This window comes from Photobacterium frigidiphilum (assembly GCF_003025615.1).
GTDB classification, from domain to species: Bacteria; Pseudomonadota; Gammaproteobacteria; order Enterobacterales; family Vibrionaceae; genus Photobacterium; species Photobacterium frigidiphilum.
In genome coordinates this window covers 1-19,052 of the sequence record NZ_PYMJ01000051.1, presented here as the reverse complement: position 1 = coordinate 19,052, position 19,052 = coordinate 1, and the positions used below count along the sequence as shown (strand labels likewise).

Genomic DNA, 19,052 nt, shown 5'->3' with positions numbered 1-19,052 from the left:
TATATCCATACAGTACCTTTTAATCAGGGAATTGATATGAAAAATCCAATAACATCATTTTTTCGTTGGTTAAACGACGATAACAACACAAAACCGCCTGCCACAGTTGCCTTCAAAGAGACAATTGTGGCAGACGGTTTTATTCTCCCATGGACAAAAGAACAGTTTCGCAACGATACCGTTATTCAGGATAAGTTACGTGTCCTAAAACGCAGCGGACTCGCATTACCTTATGAAGTTTGGGAAGAGTTTGTCGTTGACACAGTTCTAGCGTTGTCCATGTGGATGCAGGCCTTTCCTGCATCAGAAAATTACCATCACGCATACAAGCGCGGGTTATTAGAGCATTCATTAGACGTCGCTATTTACGCAATGCGCTTGCGCCGTAATTATATCCTTCCGCCCAATACGCCCCCAGAAGAGGTTTTACACCGTGAATACATTTGGGTATATGGCGTATTTTTATCGGCATTGCTCCACGACACCGGCAAAATTGTGGATTTTTGGGTGGAAATAAAAACGTCGAATGATGAGAGTGAATGGTGGACTCCGGCACATGGCGCTCTTGGGGAGCTAGGTGCACCTTACCGTTTCAAATACAAAGATGATCGGGCTTATTCAACCCATCAACATTTAGGGACGTTCTTACTCAATCAGCTTGTGCCAAAGAATCCGATGACGGCCATCATGAGCGACTCTGAACTCTTTGCCCAAATGACGGGGTATTTATCGGGCCATAAGGATGCTGATAACGTTATTGAGCAAATAGTCCGTCAGGCCGATGCGGCCAGTGTCGCGCAAGATTTAGGGGCCAACAAAGACGGGGTTAACCTCGCGGCTAAACAAGCGAGAGTAGGGGCCAGTAGTTCGTTTGCCGAGCAACTCACTGTGACCCTGCGTTACCTACTGACTGAAAAGAAAATTCTTTTAAACCGTAAGGGTGCAGAAGGATTTGTGGACGGTGAGTACCTGTATCTTATCTGTAAACCCATTGCCGACAAACTCAGAACAACCTTGTTAGAGCGAGGCGTAACCAACGTACCGTCTAAGAACACCAAACTCTTTAATGAACTTCAGACGCACAATATTATTCGTCCCAATACGCAAGGCTTAGCCGTTTGGCAGTGTGAAATAGTCTTATCCGATCTGGAATGGCGTCAGAATTTCACCTGCATCTGTATTCATCTACCGACATTTTTACCTGAACATACGTTAAAACAAATGCCTGGCACAGTAACGCTGACAGAGCCTGATGAGACTGAAACAGATTCTGTTAATGAAACAATCTCAGAGCAAGCTGCTCCAGAACAAAATCTCTCCCCTGAACAAGCAATAGATCCTGCTCCAGAACCGAATAACGTTGCACTTGATCTCATGGCTTTCATGCCTGGATTTGAAACAACGGAGGAACAACCTGCCTCAGTGGGCAATGTGACTGAAGCCGTGGCTGAAAAGTCTGATTTCAATACGTTAACACCCAAAGACATTGGTGAGCAATTTTGGGCGTGGGTTGAACAAGGATTATTGGGGGGCGTGTATCCCGTCAATACTGAACTGGCGTTCTATCACATCGTCAATGGCCATGTGTTCATTGTATCGCCTTGTGCGTTCAAAACGTTCGTTGAGTCCTACCGTGTGGGGTGTGATGGTGAAAGCTATGCGAAAGTGCAAAACGGTTTTCAATTGTTAAATAAACACAAGAAAAACGGTGTGCGTAATTTTCAAACGGTCAGGGTGAATGATGAGTCAATACTGCATGGTTATTTGGTCGAAATGAATGATGCCCTGTTTGCGATTTACCCAACGAATAACCCGTTACTGACACTGGAGGGCGATGAGGGTGAGTAATCATATTGAAACGAATAGTTTGTTTCTTAACCAAGTTTGCATGTTAGCAAAATTTGGGAGTCGCCCCCTTTTGCAATCCATTGGCTTGTCTGATGACAATACGCTCGATCGTCTTGCTGCCCTGTCTGCAAATGATATTGAAGATTTGGCCATCGGATTAGGGGACGCATTTTTGGTGGTCAATATGGACTCATTGCTTTCAAAGTTAGATGGGAACATTGAAATGTCAGATGAATGCAAAGCATTTCTGGCACGAGGCGCATCGAATAAAGCAATGAAAGACATTCTAGGTGTTTACGATGAATCATTGTGTGCAGCCTGGCGTAACGATGTGGGCGTGAGCCGTATATTTAGGCGAAGAACATTACCAGACAAGCAATATAAAGCGGTTTGGTTAGATCTTGAAAAATTACCGAAGCCCGTTCAAGCCGTTGATCTGATTCAGTTAGCGGATAAACATAACGTCAGTATCGGGGCGATGTGGCGTGAACTCATTTCTGGAGAGCAGCATGACAGCAAAAAATAACAAGAAAGCACTGGGTGGGTTGATCAGTGAAGCGAGCCTAGAGCTGCATTCTGCGGCTTCTCTTGACGTGTGGAACGGGAGTCACCGTAATGGGCGTCGTATAGCGAGTATGCCTGAGTTCTTTCATAAAATGTCGGTGTTGGAAGTGGCGGCGGTAGAGAACGATCCGTATGCAGATTATGCCCTTATCAATATCGAAAACGCATTGAATGATGCCTTTGTGGCGATAGAGATGCTTGAAGGGGGACTACCCATCCAACAGGGTCATCGTCGTTTAAATACGCAAGTGTGTCGTTCAAGGCAGCCTGTGGTGAAGCCTCTCTACATTAAATCCCGTTTTGGGTGGCGTTTTATTGCGTTGTTTGAGTTATTTGATGTGTTCATGGTGGATTTAATGGATGCGCAGTTTAAAGCCCGTGTGACACGTCAGCAGTTTGAGGCGAGTAAAAAAACGGCGTTTACCGTCGTCAGAAAAGTGTTAGAAATTGGCATGAGCAGTGTGCATTCAGGTATCTCACGCAATGATGTGAGTGCGAATAATGCAAAAGCGACACAAGCTATCGAAAAGTTTGGATTGATACCGCTGGAGGTGATGGAAGGTATTGTTCGCGCTGAGTATGCACCACAAATTAAGCAAAGGGCTTAAGTCATGTTAACCCTGAAAAAAGAAAACCCTGCACAAGATAAGACATTCTTTGGCGAGATACTTATCAAAGCAGGGGAAACACTGATTAACAAGAGATTCATTTCTGAGCTCTTGTTAATCAGTGTAATACAGCGATCAGATAATTCAAGTGTTTTATTACAGGTTAGTGGGGTGTGTCATGCCATACGCTGAATCGTCGATATCATTGTCACCCTCCCTTTCCGCGACGCAGAGCAAGGGCGAATATGATGCTGAGTACCGTGCAAAGCGTAAGCGGCGCAAGCAAGTGCTCATCGAGCTGCATCATGATGTCGTTGAACGCGAAAACCAAAAGCTGCAAGCTCAGGATAAACCGGCGAACTTTGCTATCGGCTTTCGGGCGAGGCGATTACTGAGAAATGGTGAGGTTGAAACTTTGCCACAGGAATTTGCCCGTATTTTAAAAGGGTGTGAAGAGTACATCGAGAACCCGAATAGATTTCCTTCCCTGCGTGCGTGGTGCGATGCGACTAACAACATCCAATCACGAACACTTATTGCTAAAGTATTGGCTTGTCTCTTACCTAATACTGATTTAATTGGTGGCCGTGTCGGTGTGCCGACAGAAGCGGGCATGAGAACGATTAGCTACGATCAGTTACAAGAAGACTATGCGCTTCGATTTGGTGAGTTTATTTCCCCGAACAGCTTCAAAAAAGCGATTCAGCACTTAGGCCATGCCGGTTACTTTCATTCTGAACGCATCAATGTGTGTGTCGATCAAAAGAGTGGTACCGTGCGCAGTGCGGCGGCCTTCAAGCAGTTTACCGAGCGTTTTTTCTCCGATCTGAAAGTCGTGCGTTATAGCAACATTTGTCAGATGATCATTGCGACAAGAGAGCGGCAGAAGAAGAAAGGATTACGGTTCTTTTGGGTGACGAGACGTCTCTTAATGGAAGGTGTTCAGCAAATATTCAATGCCTCCACACTCAATGACTATGCTGACACGACCTCTACGGTGTTTTCTGCCTACCAACAGCCCCAGCAAGTCCCAATATAGTGTTATTAATGTATCCGCGTGAGCGGAGGATTCTGCACGTCTGAACCTTGTTGAATGGCTTTTCCCCTTCTTATCCTTTCCTCGTTGATAATATTAGTGTGATCTAACGCTATTTTTCCTTGAAGCTTTTAGCTAAAACATGAATGAAGAACTTATTCACAGTAAAGGTAGTGCAAGAAATAACCCCTAGAAAGCGCCGCAATAAAAGCAGCCAATAACCAGCGTAAGTTAGAAGACTCTGTAGTTAGATAAATACTAAGATAAATATAAAAATAAATAGTAAGGAAGAAAAAACACGCAGCAAGCTGCTATTAAGTACCTCCCATTCATCAGCATCGTCGTTTATTCATACCATAGCGGCATTGAATGGGCCCCATCGAGGCAATCTATCAGTTTATCGCTTATCGCAGCCCTATGAGCCCCTAGAACACGCTGTAAGACCTTTTTGTCATCCGACAGGAAAGAATTAAGGTTTACGATAGGTCTGTAGGCCTGCGGCGCTAAGCTTTGGCAGAGCGAAGGGCAAAATCCGTGCCTTATAACGATGTCTCCATGCCCTTAATTTCAACGTGATTTATCGTATTTTTTTCGTTTACAACATGATTTTTTGATATAATAGGGTTTATTTACAGTGGCTTATGGTGTAGTTATGTCAACAAAAGATAAGCGAACCATTAGAGCAAAAAAGAAAGCCAAACAACAGCGGATGAATAAACATAAACGGTGTGTCAATTCGTTCGTTCTTACTTCGAAAGGCATTGAATGTAGGGAAAAGTTACATGTATTAAACACTCAACCATTATCGAATATTCCGTTGCCTGAAATGGGGACGTATCTAGGAAACGATGGTGTCTTTATTACGGTGAGTTTAGTCTCTAAACGTAAAGAGGATGGGGGGTTTACCGTGGCCCGTGATGATGGCAGTCTATTTACCGAAAAAGAATGGGCAATTGAATCCCTTATTTACGGCTATCAATATGTTGGCTAATGATGGTGAAAATAAACGTGCTTCCCGCGTGTGGTATAAAAGAGAAAGTAAAAATGGCAGTAAATCATGGCTCTGTGTTTAAAAAACGCGAAAAACGAGTATATCTGACGTTTGAGAAAGCACTGGAACACAAAGGATACCTGTCACTTCGTTCTATTATTGAATCACAATACAGTTTTCCAAGAACGTATGTCATTGAGCCCATTCGCAACGTTAACATTGTTCCACGTATTAAAGGATCGTCAATAACCTTACTCTCACAACAAGCGAGTATAGGCCAATACAGTGGACGCCCTAGGCCAAGTTCCCTAACCGATACACGGTTGGGAAAATTGCGGGATGAGTTAGGTTCAGCCGTTCATCAGCTTTCTAAGAAAATAGTGTAATAATAAAAGCGAGAAAAGATGGAGTTAACAGCAGAGCAGAAGCAATACGCACAAATTATTGATAAGCATGTGTCTCAGTTCCCTGATACCACGTTAGGCTCTGAGCATTTACTGATAACACTGTATGACTATATGGATGCGTTTAAATTGCTCATTGACAGCCTAACACCCATTGAGAAGGATTATGTGTACTTACGGTATCCTGGGGTTTATCGGCTCGGTCTGTTACTTCAGGTAATGGCGGAAGGTATAGACTATGGTTCTATTTCTGCTCCAAATAACCATTAATGGTTGTTATTTATCCACATTTTCGGTTAATAAATACGTGTATAACTGCCAATAATGCGTAAAATAGTAACATAATGAGGGAATGTTAGTGCTATTTTGAGGTTATGTTGATGTCTATTGTTTTTCATCGAATCAAGGAAGGGGAATTCAAGCGGATGGTTGAAGCGGGAGCCATTGATGAGTTTGTTGTGCAAGAATCAAAGCATATCACGGGCAAATTCCATTTGTTAGGCATTAAGCCCGCAGAGCGAATAGGTTACACCGTTCGTCACGGTCGAGTCGATGAACTGCGCACCTGGCGTGTAGATATTCTGGCTCAGTTACTCAAAGAATGGCACGTTAGATCGTTTAAAGTACAGCATTATTACGATTAACACTCTCAGTGTTATTACATCGTTATGGCTGTTTTCGTACAAATTGTATTGTTGTTTGATGGTAATCATTGGCTCAATATTATTGAAATGTAGATCGATGAGTATCTGATTATACTTGAAGAGGGATTGATCATGTCATGTACAACAGAATTCCAAAGGCAACTGGAAGCTTTAGGATTCCAACATAGCGATAATAAGAGAACAAAGTGTAAATACCCTGAATACCTTTCTTCGTCAGATGAAATAATACCTAAAAAAGAAAATGATAATGATAATGAGAAAAAGTGCACCAGTTCAAATTTGACGAAAGAAGAGAAGATACTGGTTAATATTTACCGTACTAAGTTACTGCGCTTAGGTGTTTCCAAGCAAGCAGTGAATAACATCGTTCAAACGTCTACGCTATCAGAACTAAAGCACATCTCTCAAGTTCAAAAGAAATGTCTTTATAGCATTACCCGTTGCTCTTTTCGCCCCTTTCGACCTCAAACCAATAAATATCAAAAAAAGCAAAAAAAGCCATCCTCTTGCATGTCAAAACATCCACAAGAACTAGCTACTTCTGTTGATGAAGGGGAGATCAAGAAATTTATGGAGCTCGGTGAACAACATTCAAAACCGGATATCGAGGATATGTTAAATAGTAGGGAAAATATCGGTAACTTTACCTATTCAACGCAATCTGAAGCAAAAATTCCTCGTGTTTATGCGCGGGATGTTATTGTCGATGATAATACCAATAAGGACCGTCTGGTTCAGCATCACAACCATTGTGAAGAAGTTGAAAGCCTAGCGGTCAGGATTGAGTTGGAGCAGCTAATCATAGATGCGGATAATTGATCTAAATAGAGGTTTAGTTATGAGTAAGCGTGTGGGGGAACTACACGTTGAGTTTTACATTCCAAGGTAAATAGACTCAATATCATCGGGGTTTGTACATAAACAGGTTAAACAGTGCGCGATGTAGCCATAAGGAACCAAGCTATTTGCCTTCATGATTCCTATGATGCTGTAAAGTACTTGATTGTGCACCTTGCGTTTCACGCTGAAAATAGTCAATCAAAAATACAAGGTATGGAGCATTTCATCGCTCAAATAGAGAGAATATAACCCTAATCAATAGTGCTATATGGCGTGTCTGGCAGTATTTGGAGAGCATAAAAAAGTGTGGGGCACTCTTAACTTAATTTTTAGTCGTGATATTTTCTAAGCAAAGCGTTAACCAAGGAAAATCATGCAAGTCTATACAATTAAAGTCGCGCTTCGGGGCATCAGTCCTATGGTTTGGCGGCGGTTCCGGCTCCATGGGGATACATCTTTAGGCGCGCTTCATTTTATCATTCAATCTGCCTTTGGTTGGAATAATGAGTATCTCCATTCCTTTCATATCTATGGCGAAGATTATGGGATCAGTTATGACGGTGGGATTGGCTTTTCTGATAATCCATGGCTGATCACGCTTGAGCTCTTTAAATTTGAACTTCATGATCGCTTTACTTACGAGTACAACTTCTATCGACATTGGTTGCTGGATATTCGGATTGAACGTATCGATGAGCCTTCAAAAAAGAAAACGCCGTTTTGTCTTAGTGGCCATGGCATGCCAGATGCTACAAAATATGATGAAACTGAACGTACCCTCGATTTGATGCAAGCGATTGCCGAATTGGACGAGACAACAACTATTGGTGACATTAGGGTGTTTATTGAAGCGCTGAATCGAGTCCGATTTAATCGTCATCAATTCAACCATCAGCTACACGAGCGAGATCTGACAGTCCCAAACTGGAGCCAAGGATTGGCATGATAGCTTCAGTAAACCTATTTCTATAAAGGTACACTTTTTCGTGATCCTGTATTCTTTGTATGCTTTACTCTATAAATATCCATAAAGCCTAATTTATAGACTATTCTATAAACTTCCACCATATTTATAGAGCCTTTAACTAATGATATATGCCTATATTCGTGTTAGCTCCGCAGATCAAAATCCAGCTCGCCAGGAACAGGCCATCAATGACTCTGATTTTCAGGTTAGTAAGCAATTTATTGAAATCGCCAGCGGTAAAGATATCAATCGCCCCAAGTTACAACAATTGCTGACTCAACTGATGACCGGCGATACACTCGTTGTCCATTCTATTGATCGCTTGTGCCGAAATATGATGGATATGTGTAACATAACCACTCAACTGCGTCAGCAAGGCACCTCTTTGGTTTTTTTGAAAGAAAATATTCATTTTTGTGCGTCGGAAAATAATCCACTCCAAGAGCTCCAGTTGCACATGATGTCAGCGTTCAGTCAGTTTGAACGATCCTTAATTCGGGAGCGGCAAGCAGAAGGGATCGCTGCAAAAAAATCCAGGGGGGAGAAAACGGGGCGTCCTGCAGCGGATATCAGTAAAGTGGCTGTGATCGATGAACTGAAATCTAAAGGGATCCGGCTTAAGCTAGCCTGTGACAATGTTGGGCTTGGGGTTTCCACGTACTATAAATTACGGAAAATGATCACTGCACAAAAGCAAAGCCGCTGAAACGGGAGATATAGTGATGCAGATAACATTACAAATCATGATCACAGAGGACGGTGGATCAACGCATATTGAAGACTTGCTAGAGCTGCGTCATTCAGGTTCGTCAGATGAACAGCCTGGCTTATCAATTGATGATTCAAAGCAGCTGTTAAGTTCAGCCCAACGGGTGATCATGGATGCCCAAGCTAAACATTATATGCATCACCATCGAAACTGCCCGCATTGTGGTAAACCACGGCGCATTAAAGGTTATCAAACCAGAAAATACAGAACACTATTTGGAGTGATCCCAATGACAGGCACCCGACTCTATCGCTGTGCTTGTGAACAGAGCACAACGAAAACGATCAGCCTTGTGAGTGAATGGCTTCCAGAGCAGAGCCACCCAGAACTTCGATATCTGGAAGTTAAGTGGGCGTCACTGATGTCATATGGTCTGACGGTGGAGAGGTTAAAGGATATCTTACCTATCGGGCATACTCTGAATGCTGCTACCGTTCGTAATAACGTGAGCCTAGTGGCCAAACGGCAGGAAGCAGAATTAACAGAAAAACCCGCCTACCTTGAGGGCTGTCCTCGTGATTGGGTCCAACTCTCAAAACCAGGAAAACCGATGATAATGGGGTTTGATGGCGGTTATGTGCGGGATTGTAGAGATCGAAAAAGTAATTTCGAAGTGATCACAGGGAAGTCTTACTCAGAGCAAGTCGAAGCCAAACGTTTTGGTTATGTTCAGACATTGGAGGTTAATCCACGTAAGAGAATAATGGCGCAGTTATCATCTCAGGGAATGCAAGCCAATCAACAAATCACTTTCTTATCTGATGGTGCCGATAATCTCAGAGCGATGCAGCTCCGTATGTATCCAGAAGCAGAGCATGTACTCGACTGGTTCCATGTCACCATGCGGTTAACGGTACTAAGTCAATATGCAAAAGGGCTTATTCAGTCTGACCCTGCGGTTGGCACAAAGCTTAGCGACTTACTGGAAAGTACAAAATGGAATCTGTGGCACGGTAATGTCGAGGAAGCGCTTGAAAAACTGAATATGAGTATTGATATTTGTGATGATCCGAAGCTGAGTTATAAAAATCGAAAGAAACTGGTTAAATCTCTAAGAGAGATGCTGACTTACATCGATAACAACCAGATGATGATCCCCAATTATGGCGAACGTTATCGGTATGGAGAGCCGGTTTCAACTGCCTTTGTAGAATCGACAGTAAACGAAGTTGTAGCCAAGAGAATGGCGAAAAAGCAGCAGATGCAATGGAGTCAACAAGGGGCCCATGATCTGCTTCAGACCCGTACCACCGTGTTAAATGGAGAGTTGGAAACCTTATTCCATCATTGGTATCCAGGATTGAAAAAAGTTTCGGGGACTGAACTTGCATTAGTAGCATGATAAGTAGGCTTAATTGCCCCACACTTTTTTATGCTCTCCTATTTTTAGTCCATTGTCCATATATGTGTGAGCCCCAAAAACAGTAAGGCGACACGACATGTTTATCGTGCCGTTTGTTTATCTAATGTCTATGATGAACAGTAAAACTAACAGGTCGTTAGTTGCTGCCGTAAGCTGCCTATGTTCTGATTAAAGTGGTAACATGCCTTCCCAAGCAATCTGACGGTAACGTTCAGCGTTGGTATCACCCTCTGTACTGAAAATCATCACAACAGCATCTTGATCAAGCCTGATGCTCTGCGCAATTTTTTGTCCTTCAGGATGGTTAGCCAACAAGTACAGTAAACCCATAGTAATGGCACCAGATTCACCACTGGTAATAGCCTGATCACCCTTTAGAGGGTTGCCTAAAATACGCATGCCTGTTGCTGCAACGTTGTCGTCAACAGAAACAAAGAGATCACTACAATTACGCAGAATTGGCCAGGTAACAGGGTTAGGCTCACCACATGCTAAACCAGCCATAATTGAATTTAGATCGCCTGATACATTAACAATAGTGCCATCTTTACTGGTACCTGAACGGAAAATACAATCAGCTACAGCAGGTTCAGCAATGATAGTTTTGAAATTATCAGCCCCAAGTCTGTCAGCTAAGTAACCCAGAATACCGCCAGCCATTGCACCTACACCAGCTTGAAGAAGCACATGTGTTGGTTGACCTTCAGACATTTCAGCAGCTTGATCAATGGCTTCATCTGCCATTGTCATGTAACCCTGTGAGATCCACGTTGGAATTTTATCGTAACCTTCCCAAGCGGTATCTTGCACTAGCATCCAGCTATTTTCTTGAGCTGTTTTATTAGCCAATCGCACTGTGTCATCGTAGTTTACATCGGTGACGATGCATTCAGCACCTAGCCCACGTATACGCTCTGCGCTGACGAGTGAAGACCCTTTTGGCATATAAACAACCGCTTTCTGACCCATCTCTCGAGCAGCCCAAGCAACACCAGTACCATGATTACCAGCAGTTGCTGTTGTAAATACCAGTGGCTTGTCTAATTTTGAAGAGACTGTTTTTAAATCAATTTCAGCAATATCAATATTAAGGTATTCAGCTAACAAACGGCCTAGTGCGTATGAACCACCAAGTACTTTAAAAGCATTTAGCCCAAAGCGATGAGATTCATCTTTCACTAAAATTGACTTCACTCCTAGCTTTTCAGCTAATAATGGCAATGAAACCAAAGGTGTAGGTTTATAGCCTTCTATTTGGCGATGAAACGCACGAGCTTGTTTAGCTATGTTTTTATTAAAGATTGGCGATGTTTGGCCAGTATAAAAACTGTTTTCAGATACGTTAAGCATGATGTTTACTCAGAAAGAAAGGTCTAAAAAATAAGGCTACCTAAGTAGCCTAATGGCTCATTATTTAATAAAAGCAATAGCTTCTACTTCTACCAAGGCATCTTTAGGTAAACGTGCCGCTTCAACACATGAACGTGCTGGCGCAACGTCTGTTCCGAATACTTCAGTGTACACTTCGTTGAAAGCGACAAAGTTTTCCATATCAGAAAGGAAACATGTTGTTTTCAGTACTGTATCTAAACCAGCACCACTTTCTTCAAGTACGGCTTTTAAGTTTGCAAGAGATTGACGTGCTTGCTCTTTAATACCACCTTCAACAAATGCCATGGTGCTTGGATCTAGCGGTAACTGACCGGAGGTAAATACCATATCTTTAAAAGCTAAACCTTGTGAATAAGGGCCAATTGCTGCAGGTGCAAGATTTGTATGGATTTTTGTTTTCATTATTTTCTCTTTATCTTTCAGTCGATGATTACGCTTTAAATTCGCGAATATATTTATAAATGGCATGGCGAGTGATTCCAAGATGCTTGGAAACCATCGCAGTTGCCTCTTTTAGTTCAAAGATGCCGTTTTTAAGCAATAACTTAGTAATTGCTTTGTTTCGGCCCTTCAGGTTGATCGATGCATCCCCGTCAATTTCGAGTACAGCATGATTAATTGCTTGTTCTATTACATCTGTTGCTGATGAACTGAAATTCTCGCTAACGCCGACATGTGAATGCGCCATATCAGGCATGAGTGTTTTAATTATTTCCGGAAAAGGATGGGACAAGTTCATGTTGATACAGAACAAGCCAACCGGTTTGCCATTTTCACCAGCCAACACACAAGTTGTTGATTTAAGCAAAGAGCCCTCTTTACTGTTGGTGAAGTAGCTCTTTGGTGTTACTTCGCCAGTCTTCTCTATCAGACTGAGTATTTTAAGTCCCAGATCTGTGATCGGTGAACCGACTGTACGACCGGTATGATGACCATTCACTATTTTGACGACTGACTTCTCAAAACTTTCGAATGAGTGGATTACCACTTCACAGTGAGGACCAATGAAGTCAGCAATCGTGTCGGCCAGCCGAAAATAAGTTACCAGGAACTCTCGGTCTTTATCGGTAAACTTTGCATTAAAGGCTAAATATGCTACTGGTTTCATCGTGGTCACTATAGTTAACTAATTCTGTTAACTATAGTGGTCTTTGTAAGCTCAAAAGGCAAGTTCAAAATCAATTCTGTGCAACTATAAAACTATAAAATTCGATATCAGGCAATCACAAAGTTCACTAAATGTAACTAAAGTTGATTTTAGTCACAATAATATTCAAACTAAACCTCATTCAGGTCACTAAAGTTAATACTGTGGTTCTGGTCACGTTATTTAACTGAATTGTCAGTAAGATGCAGAACTGTAAGGTAAACAATATTTAACTGTGCAGCTGCTACCGTTCACTTATATGCCCTATGGATGGATGTTTCACGGTAATAACGATAAGGAAGAGATCGCAATGACTAACTATTTACAACGTGGTTTTGAACAGTCTGAATTTGAACATAGAACAGCACGTGCACAGAAAATGATGCACGAAATGAATTTGGACGCGATGATTTTCACTACTGAACCTAATGTGCGTTATTTCACAGGTTTTCATACTCAGTTCTGGCATAGCCCGACTCGTCCTTGGTTTGTTATTGTGCCAGCTGAAGGAAAGCCAATCGCAGTTATCCCTGAAATCGGTGCAAGCGGTATGGCGGGAACGTGGATTGAAAACATCATTACTTGGCCATCGCCTCGCCCTGAAGATGATGGCATCAGCTTAGTGGCGAGCGCATTGAATTCAATGCCATGTCGCCATGGTCGAGTGGGTGCAACATTGGGTATTGAATCCCATCTACGTATGCCAGTTAACAATTACTTGAAACTAACCACCATGGTTAAAAAAGATTTTGTTGATGTATCACTGGCAATGCATGAGCTACGTCAAATTAAATCTCAAGCAGAAATTGAGAAGACCCGTGAAATTTGTCGAATTACTAATCTTGGCTTTAATAAGATTCCTGACTACGCCCGTTCAGGTATGACAGAACGTGAAATTTGTAAGCAGTTCCGTATCGACATGCTGTTAGACGGTGCTGATGAATGTCCGTATATCATTGCGGGTTCTGGCCCTGATGGTTACGACAGCATCATTATGGGACCGACAGATCGCATTATTGAAGAGGGTGATGTGTTGATCATTGATACCGGTGCAGTACGTGACGGGTATTTCTCTGATTTTGACCGTAACTGGGCATTTGGCAGCGCAAGTGAACAAACTAAAGCTGCATACCGTGCGACTTATGAGGCCACCACGAAAGGCTTTGAAGCTGCACGTCCAGGTGCCACAACTACCGACATCTATAACGCGATGTGGGGAGTATTAGAGGCGAACGGCGCACTTGGCAATGACGTTGGTCGTCTTGGCCATGGCCTGGGTATGGAACTGACTGAACGTCCGTCTAATACAGCAACTGATAACACGATTTTAAAGCCAGGTATGGTGATGACTCTAGAGCCTGGCATGGTGTATGCGCCAGGTAAATCGATGGTTCACGAAGAGAATATTGTGATCACCGAGGATGGTGCTGAATGGCTAAGCAAGCGTGCCGAGCCTGAATTAATCGTGATTAAGTAAGAAATATTTCTGCCTAATACCCTGTGCCATGTTGAGGGAATTCGACATGGCAACATATAACTATAATAAAGAACATAATCATGCAAACGATTGAAGAGTTCAAAAAATTTGAAACCCCCCTTGCCCATACACAAGCTTCACGTATTGATCGCACCCACATTGGATTGGTTCAGCTAAGTACTGATCATTCACTCGAAATGGACTGGGCAAAATTGCTCGGTACTCAGGCTGGTGTATTCAGTTCTCGTGTTTATTACAGCAGTGAAATGACACCTGAAGCTTTGGATAAAATTGCAACAGGTATCAGCGAAGCCTCTGATTTAATTGCTACAGGCTTATCGATGGATGTGATGGCATTTGGTTGTACTTCTGCTTCTATCATCATTGGTGAAGACAAAATCGCAAATTTGCTGACTAAAAATCGTGGGGATATTCCAGCGACTAACCCTTGGACTGCCGCTCAAGCTGCATTCAAACATTTGGGTGCTAAGAAAATTGCAGTTTTCTCACCTTATCCGACAGAAGTGAATTTCCCTTTACATCAACAGTTGACCAATGCTGGTTTTGAGGTGGTAGTTCTTGGTTCGTTGGGTATCGAAAAAGATACCGATATTACAACCGTTTCGAAAGAATCGATGCTTCAGGCTCTAGATAAAATCTTACCGGAGTCTGGAGCTGATTTGGTCTTCATGTCTTGTACCAACTTACGTGTACTTGATCATATCCAAGAAATTGAAGAGAAGTTCAATATTCCTGTTGTTTGCAGTAATTCAGCCATGTTTTGGCATGCGATGCATCTCACCGGAAAAGCCGCGCAGTGTCCAAGTTACGGACGTTTATTGAATCAATAATTGATGACAGGAAAGGATTAGATCATGAACAATACAGTTAAAGGTTGGGCAGCAGCGATATTCATTGGTTTACTTTGGGGTATCCCATGGATTGTAGGTACACCAATTCTTGAAGTAATGGATGCACAAGTTTTGGTATGGGCTCGATATACCGTGGCATTTCTTACTTTGGGTATCGTGTTTAATGTTGGCTTAGCATCTGGAAAGATGAAGAAAAAGAAGGATTTTAAGTTTAATTGGGATAATCGCAGTGATGTGTTTTGGACTGCAGCCTGTGGCATTATCGGTCAGGGGGCGTTTAGTTATCTGTCATTCTTGTCATTAGACTACATCACCGCTTCTGAAAATGGTGTGATTCAAGGTCTGATCCCTATTTTAATCCTGACGGTTGGATTCTTCCGTCATAATGCCCGATTTACAGTACTGCAAATGCTTGCTGCTGTTGGTGCGTTTATTGGTGTTGCAATCTTGGTTATGGATCCAAGCTCTGAAACTGATGGCTTCAACATTGGTCACCTGATTTGTCTAGGTAGTGCTGCAAGCTTCTCTTGCACAGCATATGCTCGAGCAAAACTCGCTGAAAAATATGGCTCCGTAGCGACGATGTTCCATCAGTTTATTTTTGCATCAATTGGTTTTGGCGTTTACTTAATTTTCTCTGGCGCAGACTTCTCGTCAGCACTGGGTATCTTCAGCTCACCACTACGTATTCTATGTATCGTTATTCTGGGTGTAGGTATTTCTGGAACCAGTTACCTTGTATATATTTATGCAATGGAAAAAGTGGGTGTTGATGGTACAGGCATGGCATTAAACCTAATGCCACTATCATCGTTCATTTTAGCTGTTTTCGCACTTGGCGAAGCTGTCACGCCAATGCGTTTACTTGCTATGGCTGTGGTTGTCGTTTCTATGATGCTATTTATGAAGTTTGCTCAAAAAGAACCGAAGCTAGAAACTGTAACCGAATAATAACAATACAGTTCAAGGCAGCTTATTGGGAGCTGCCTTTTCATTTGAGTTGAATAACGTACCCGACAGGTAATAATTATGAATATAACGAAAAAAGAAACGTTCTTAGGATGGGCTGCAGCCATTGCTGTAGCCATTATTTGGGGAGTGACGGGTGTTGTTTCGAAGCCGCTGTCTATGGCTGTTGATCCTATGACCCTTGTTTTCTTTCGTTACGTAACCGCTGTAATTGGTTTAACGATTGTTTATAGCTTTACGTCTCGTAGCGAAAGTCTCAGTAAAGACCTTGGTAAGTCTCTAAAAATTGAAAAGAAAGATTACCTAAGAATTGCATTATGTGGAATTGTTGGCCAAGGGGTATTTTCACTCTTTAATTTCCTCTCTTTATCCCATATTGGTGCAACAGAGAATGGTGTGATCCAAGGTATGCAGCCATTTGCTACTGTCTTTTTTGGCATGATGTTCATGAATTTTAGAATGAACAAGGTTCAGTGGGGAGCATTTATTGCATCAGCTGTTTGTATTTATGCAATGAGTGTTGGACCAACCAATAGCATCGAAGGTGGTACACCTCTACTTGGCTATGTTTATGTAACTTGTTCAATGTTAGCACTTGCATGGACGGCTCACCTACGTGCAAGCCTTGCAGATAAATATGGTTCTGTTGTGTCAATGCTGTATCAATATATATCAGTTGCAGCGCTGGGTATTGTGATGGTCTTTGTTCTGGATTTAGACTTATCACAAATTAATATTATTTTATCTAGCCCATTACTAATTGGTTTACTTATTTTTCTTGGCACAGGTATTTCTGGGGGGAGCTACCTAGTTCAGCTTTACTCATTCAAACGTATTGGTGTAGAGAAAGCCACAATGGCACTAAACCTAATGCCGTTAGTCGGGTACTTAGTTGCTGTTATGACACTTGGCGAGGAAATGGTACTGGGTAAAACAATTGTTGTGTCACTAATTGTTGTTGCACTGTACGTATTTACTAAGTTTGAAACAAAAGAAACTGACAAAAAAGCCCTAAAATCTCAAGAAGCTTAATTGATAGATGAGCAGTGGTAATATACCACTGCGCAGATTTTGTTGGAGAATAAAAATGACCATTGAACAGAAAGTTATCGACTGGCGTCGTCACTTACATAAGCATCCTGAATTTGGTACTGAAGAGTATAAAACATCAGAATTTGTTGCCAACAAACTAGAAGAGTTTGGGCTTGACGTTCATCGCGGTATTGGTGGTACTGGTGTTGTAGGGATTCTAAAGTGTGGCGATAGCAATCGCTCTATTGGTCTACGCGCTGATATGGATGCATTACGCATTTGCGAGGCTAATACATTCTCTCATGCATCTATTCATGATGGCGCAATGCATGCCTGCGGTCATGACGGTCATAGCGCAATGCTTCTTGGAGCCGCACACGAGTTATCACAAAATAGAAACTTTGATGGCACAGTCTACTTTATTTTTCAGCCGGATGAAGAACGTGGTACTGGTGCAAAAGCAATGATTAAAGATGGTCTGTTCACGCGTTGGAATATGGATGCGATTTATGCCATGCATAACTTACCTGGTATTCCAGAAGGGCAGTTTTTAACGCGACCTCGTTCGTTGATGGCCAGTGAAAGCAGCTTTGAAATTGATGTCATTGCAACGGGTGGTCATGCGGCCATGCCACACATGGGTACCGATCCGATTGTTGTCGGTGCGCAGATTGTTACCGCAATGCAGACGATTGTGTCGCGTAATCTGAGTGCGATTAATGAAACTGCGGTTATTTCAGTGACTGAATTTGCCACTAATGGCACTGTGAATGTTATTCCATCTCAGGTGAAGATTACGGGTGATACTCGTAGTTTTACTGATGAAGCCCTGCATAAAATTGAAACATCCATCGAACGTATTGTCGCGGGCCAGTGTATGTCGGCAGGTGTGGATTATAAGTACCATTTCAATAATAGCTTCCTTTCTACCATTAATACCCTGGAAGAGACTGCGCACGCTATTAAAGCCGCAGAGAAGGTAGTCGGTGCTGAAAACGTGAATGGTAGTTGTGAACCTTTTACTATCAGTGAAGACTTCTCTTTCATGCTTCGTGAAGTGAAGGGGTGTTATATTTTGGTTGGTAATGGTCAGGGCGAATGTGGTGGTACGGCACTGCATAATCCGCTGTATGATTTTAATGACAATATTTTAATGAAGGGTGTGAATTATTGGCAGGTGCTTGTAGAAGGTCAGCTTAATAAAGGCTAGATCACATACTATATAATAATTGCTTTGTACTCTGATAACAGAGGCCTGTAATGTTCAGGCTTCTGTTAGTCTTTATTGTATTTAGAATATCCACAGATGGCTAATAAATATTAGTGAAAATATAGCAAGCTAGTGCGATAGATTATCGATACTTATAGCCTTAAACAAAAGGAATCTTTTATGGTAGTGCTAAAAAAAGGATTATTTTATTTTCTATTCAACTTAAAGTCTTTTTTCTATCTCTCCTACCCAATATTGCAACTATTATGTTTTTTAGGTGTTGGGATTGGTTTTTTACTTAGTGTTTCACCATCAGATGTAAAAGAAAGCAGTAATATTATTACTTTGGTATTCACCTTATTTAGTCTGTCTTTAGTGCTATTTAAGCAGCACTATCGAAAAATATTAATATGGTCAGATTTACGAAGTAATAATGTTATTAATTTGCATTGATTCATTCATCACTGATATTAGGGCTTTCATGTAATGAACCATCCCCTCCATAACGTCCCGTCAGGCGGTTCTGTCGCAAAGTTATGAAGAAGTACAAGCGTACTGATTTTTAGATACAATTAGGCTGCTAGCGCGTAAAACTGCTCCCAAACAGATAAGCCTTCAGGGTTGTCGAGCTGTCCATTTTTAATCATCGACCACAATTCTATACCAGCTAATGTGGCCTTTGCTCCCTCGTCAGATTTCCAGCCAAGTGCCTGGTTCATTTTACCTTTCACTCTGCGGTGGCTTTGCTCAACAATATTGTTCAGATACTTAATTGAAAGGACCTCAATAAGGCTCAGCATGTGCCCACTATGCCAAAGCTCAACGTTGATATTGTGCAGTGCTAATGCGTTGGAATGGCTTCCATCAATCACCACCTTTTTCAGGTAATCCATGTTGG

General features: G+C 42.1%; 20 protein-coding genes and 1 pseudogene. 17 read left to right on the top strand and 4 right to left on the bottom strand.

What is annotated here, in order from left to right:
• Positions 1–36: 36 nt before the first annotated feature.
• From mobH to C9J12_RS27315, 12 genes are all read left to right on the top strand, one after another.
• Positions 37–1,848 (top strand): MobH family relaxase, encoded by a 1,812-nt coding sequence (gene mobH / locus C9J12_RS27375; protein ID WP_107246076.1) that lies wholly within the window; start codon positions 37–39, stop codon positions 1,846–1,848.
• Positions 1,841–2,374 (top strand): STY4526/YPO1902 family pathogenicity island replication protein, encoded by a 534-nt coding sequence (locus tag C9J12_RS27370; RefSeq protein WP_170111903.1) that lies wholly within the window; start codon positions 1,841–1,843, stop codon positions 2,372–2,374. Before mobH ends, C9J12_RS27370 begins: the two co-directional genes overlap by 8 nt.
• A complete protein-coding gene (locus tag C9J12_RS27365) occupies positions 2,358–3,020 on the top strand; it encodes a PFL_4669 family integrating conjugative element protein (protein ID WP_107246071.1) in 663 nt (220 codons plus the stop codon). The genes C9J12_RS27370 and C9J12_RS27365 overlap by 17 nt, the downstream gene beginning before the upstream one ends.
• Positions 3,021–3,198: 178 nt before the next feature.
• Positions 3,199–4,059 (top strand): hypothetical protein, encoded by an 861-nt coding sequence (locus tag C9J12_RS27355; protein WP_107246067.1) that lies wholly within the window; start codon positions 3,199–3,201, stop codon positions 4,057–4,059.
• Positions 4,060–4,708: 649 nt separating this feature from the next.
• Complete coding sequence (locus C9J12_RS27350; RefSeq protein ID WP_107246065.1) at positions 4,709–5,047, top strand: hypothetical protein; 339 nt, start codon at positions 4,709–4,711, stop codon at positions 5,045–5,047.
• 53 nt (positions 5,048–5,100) lie between these two features.
• Positions 5,101–5,433: a hypothetical protein gene (locus tag C9J12_RS27345; RefSeq protein ID WP_146150122.1), complete on the top strand. Its 333-nt coding sequence runs from the start codon at positions 5,101–5,103 to the stop codon at positions 5,431–5,433.
• Positions 5,434–5,451: 18 nt separating this feature from the next.
• The gene (locus tag C9J12_RS27340; RefSeq protein ID WP_107246061.1) at positions 5,452–5,721 is read left to right on the top strand and encodes an arylsulfatase regulator; all 270 of its coding nucleotides are present in this window, start codon (positions 5,452–5,454) and stop codon (positions 5,719–5,721) included.
• A gap of 110 nt (positions 5,722–5,831) precedes the next feature.
• Positions 5,832–6,095: a hypothetical protein gene (locus C9J12_RS27335; RefSeq protein WP_107246059.1), complete on the top strand. Its 264-nt coding sequence runs from the start codon at positions 5,832–5,834 to the stop codon at positions 6,093–6,095.
• A gap of 132 nt (positions 6,096–6,227) precedes the next feature.
• Complete coding sequence (locus C9J12_RS27330) at positions 6,228–6,935, top strand: hypothetical protein (protein ID WP_107246057.1); 708 nt, start codon at positions 6,228–6,230, stop codon at positions 6,933–6,935.
• A gap of 394 nt (positions 6,936–7,329) precedes the next feature.
• Positions 7,330–7,902: a plasmid pRiA4b ORF-3 family protein gene (locus tag C9J12_RS27325; protein ID WP_107246054.1), complete on the top strand. Its 573-nt coding sequence runs from the start codon at positions 7,330–7,332 to the stop codon at positions 7,900–7,902.
• A gap of 142 nt (positions 7,903–8,044) precedes the next feature.
• Positions 8,045–8,629, top strand: coding sequence for a recombinase family protein (locus tag C9J12_RS27320; protein ID WP_107246052.1), 585 nt, complete (start codon positions 8,045–8,047; stop codon positions 8,627–8,629).
• Positions 8,630–8,645: 16 nt separating this feature from the next.
• Positions 8,646–10,034 carry an ISKra4 family transposase gene (locus C9J12_RS27315; RefSeq protein WP_107246050.1) on the top strand — a complete coding sequence of 463 codons (1,389 nt, stop codon included), beginning with the start codon at positions 8,646–8,648 and terminating at the stop codon, positions 10,032–10,034.
• Between the two features lie 189 nt (positions 10,035–10,223).
• On the opposite strand, the gene dpaL is transcribed toward C9J12_RS27315, so the two are convergent.
• The 3 genes from dpaL to C9J12_RS27300 are packed head-to-tail and all read right to left on the bottom strand — an operon-like array spanning position 10,224 to position 12,555.
• On the bottom strand, positions 10,224–11,405 hold the full coding sequence (gene dpaL / locus C9J12_RS27310) for a diaminopropionate ammonia-lyase (protein WP_107246048.1): 1,182 nt from the start codon (positions 11,403–11,405) through the stop codon (positions 10,224–10,226).
• Between the two features lie 60 nt (positions 11,406–11,465).
• A complete protein-coding gene (locus C9J12_RS27305; RefSeq protein WP_107246045.1) occupies positions 11,466–11,849 on the bottom strand; it encodes a RidA family protein in 384 nt (127 codons plus the stop codon).
• A gap of 28 nt (positions 11,850–11,877) precedes the next feature.
• Entirely contained in the window at positions 11,878–12,555 is a 678-nt protein-coding gene (locus C9J12_RS27300) for a helix-turn-helix transcriptional regulator (protein WP_107246042.1), read from the bottom strand.
• Positions 12,556–12,904: 349 nt separating this feature from the next.
• Here C9J12_RS27300 and C9J12_RS27295 point away from each other — a divergent pair, with 349 nt between their 5' ends.
• The 5 genes from C9J12_RS27295 to C9J12_RS27275 all read left to right on the top strand — a co-directional run bounded on the left by C9J12_RS27295 (position 12,905) and on the right by C9J12_RS27275 (position 18,154).
• Complete coding sequence (locus C9J12_RS27295; RefSeq protein ID WP_107246039.1) at positions 12,905–14,071, top strand: M24 family metallopeptidase; 1,167 nt, start codon at positions 12,905–12,907, stop codon at positions 14,069–14,071.
• Between the two features lie 80 nt (positions 14,072–14,151).
• Entirely contained in the window at positions 14,152–14,922 is a 771-nt protein-coding gene (locus C9J12_RS27290) for a maleate cis-trans isomerase family protein (protein ID WP_107246037.1), read from the top strand.
• A gap of 24 nt (positions 14,923–14,946) precedes the next feature.
• Positions 14,947–15,894 carry a DMT family transporter gene (locus tag C9J12_RS27285; RefSeq protein ID WP_107246035.1) on the top strand — a complete coding sequence of 316 codons (948 nt, stop codon included), beginning with the start codon at positions 14,947–14,949 and terminating at the stop codon, positions 15,892–15,894.
• Between the two features lie 78 nt (positions 15,895–15,972).
• The gene (locus tag C9J12_RS27280) at positions 15,973–16,944 is read left to right on the top strand and encodes a DMT family transporter (RefSeq protein WP_107246033.1); all 972 of its coding nucleotides are present in this window, start codon (positions 15,973–15,975) and stop codon (positions 16,942–16,944) included.
• 55 nt (positions 16,945–16,999) lie between these two features.
• Positions 17,000–18,154, top strand: coding sequence for a M20 aminoacylase family protein (locus C9J12_RS27275; RefSeq protein WP_107246031.1), 1,155 nt, complete (start codon positions 17,000–17,002; stop codon positions 18,152–18,154).
• 572 nt (positions 18,155–18,726) lie between these two features.
• Here the strand turns inward: C9J12_RS27275 and C9J12_RS27265 are convergent.
• Positions 18,727–19,052, bottom strand: a pseudogene (locus tag C9J12_RS27265) (DDE-type integrase/transposase/recombinase); the annotation flags it as partial.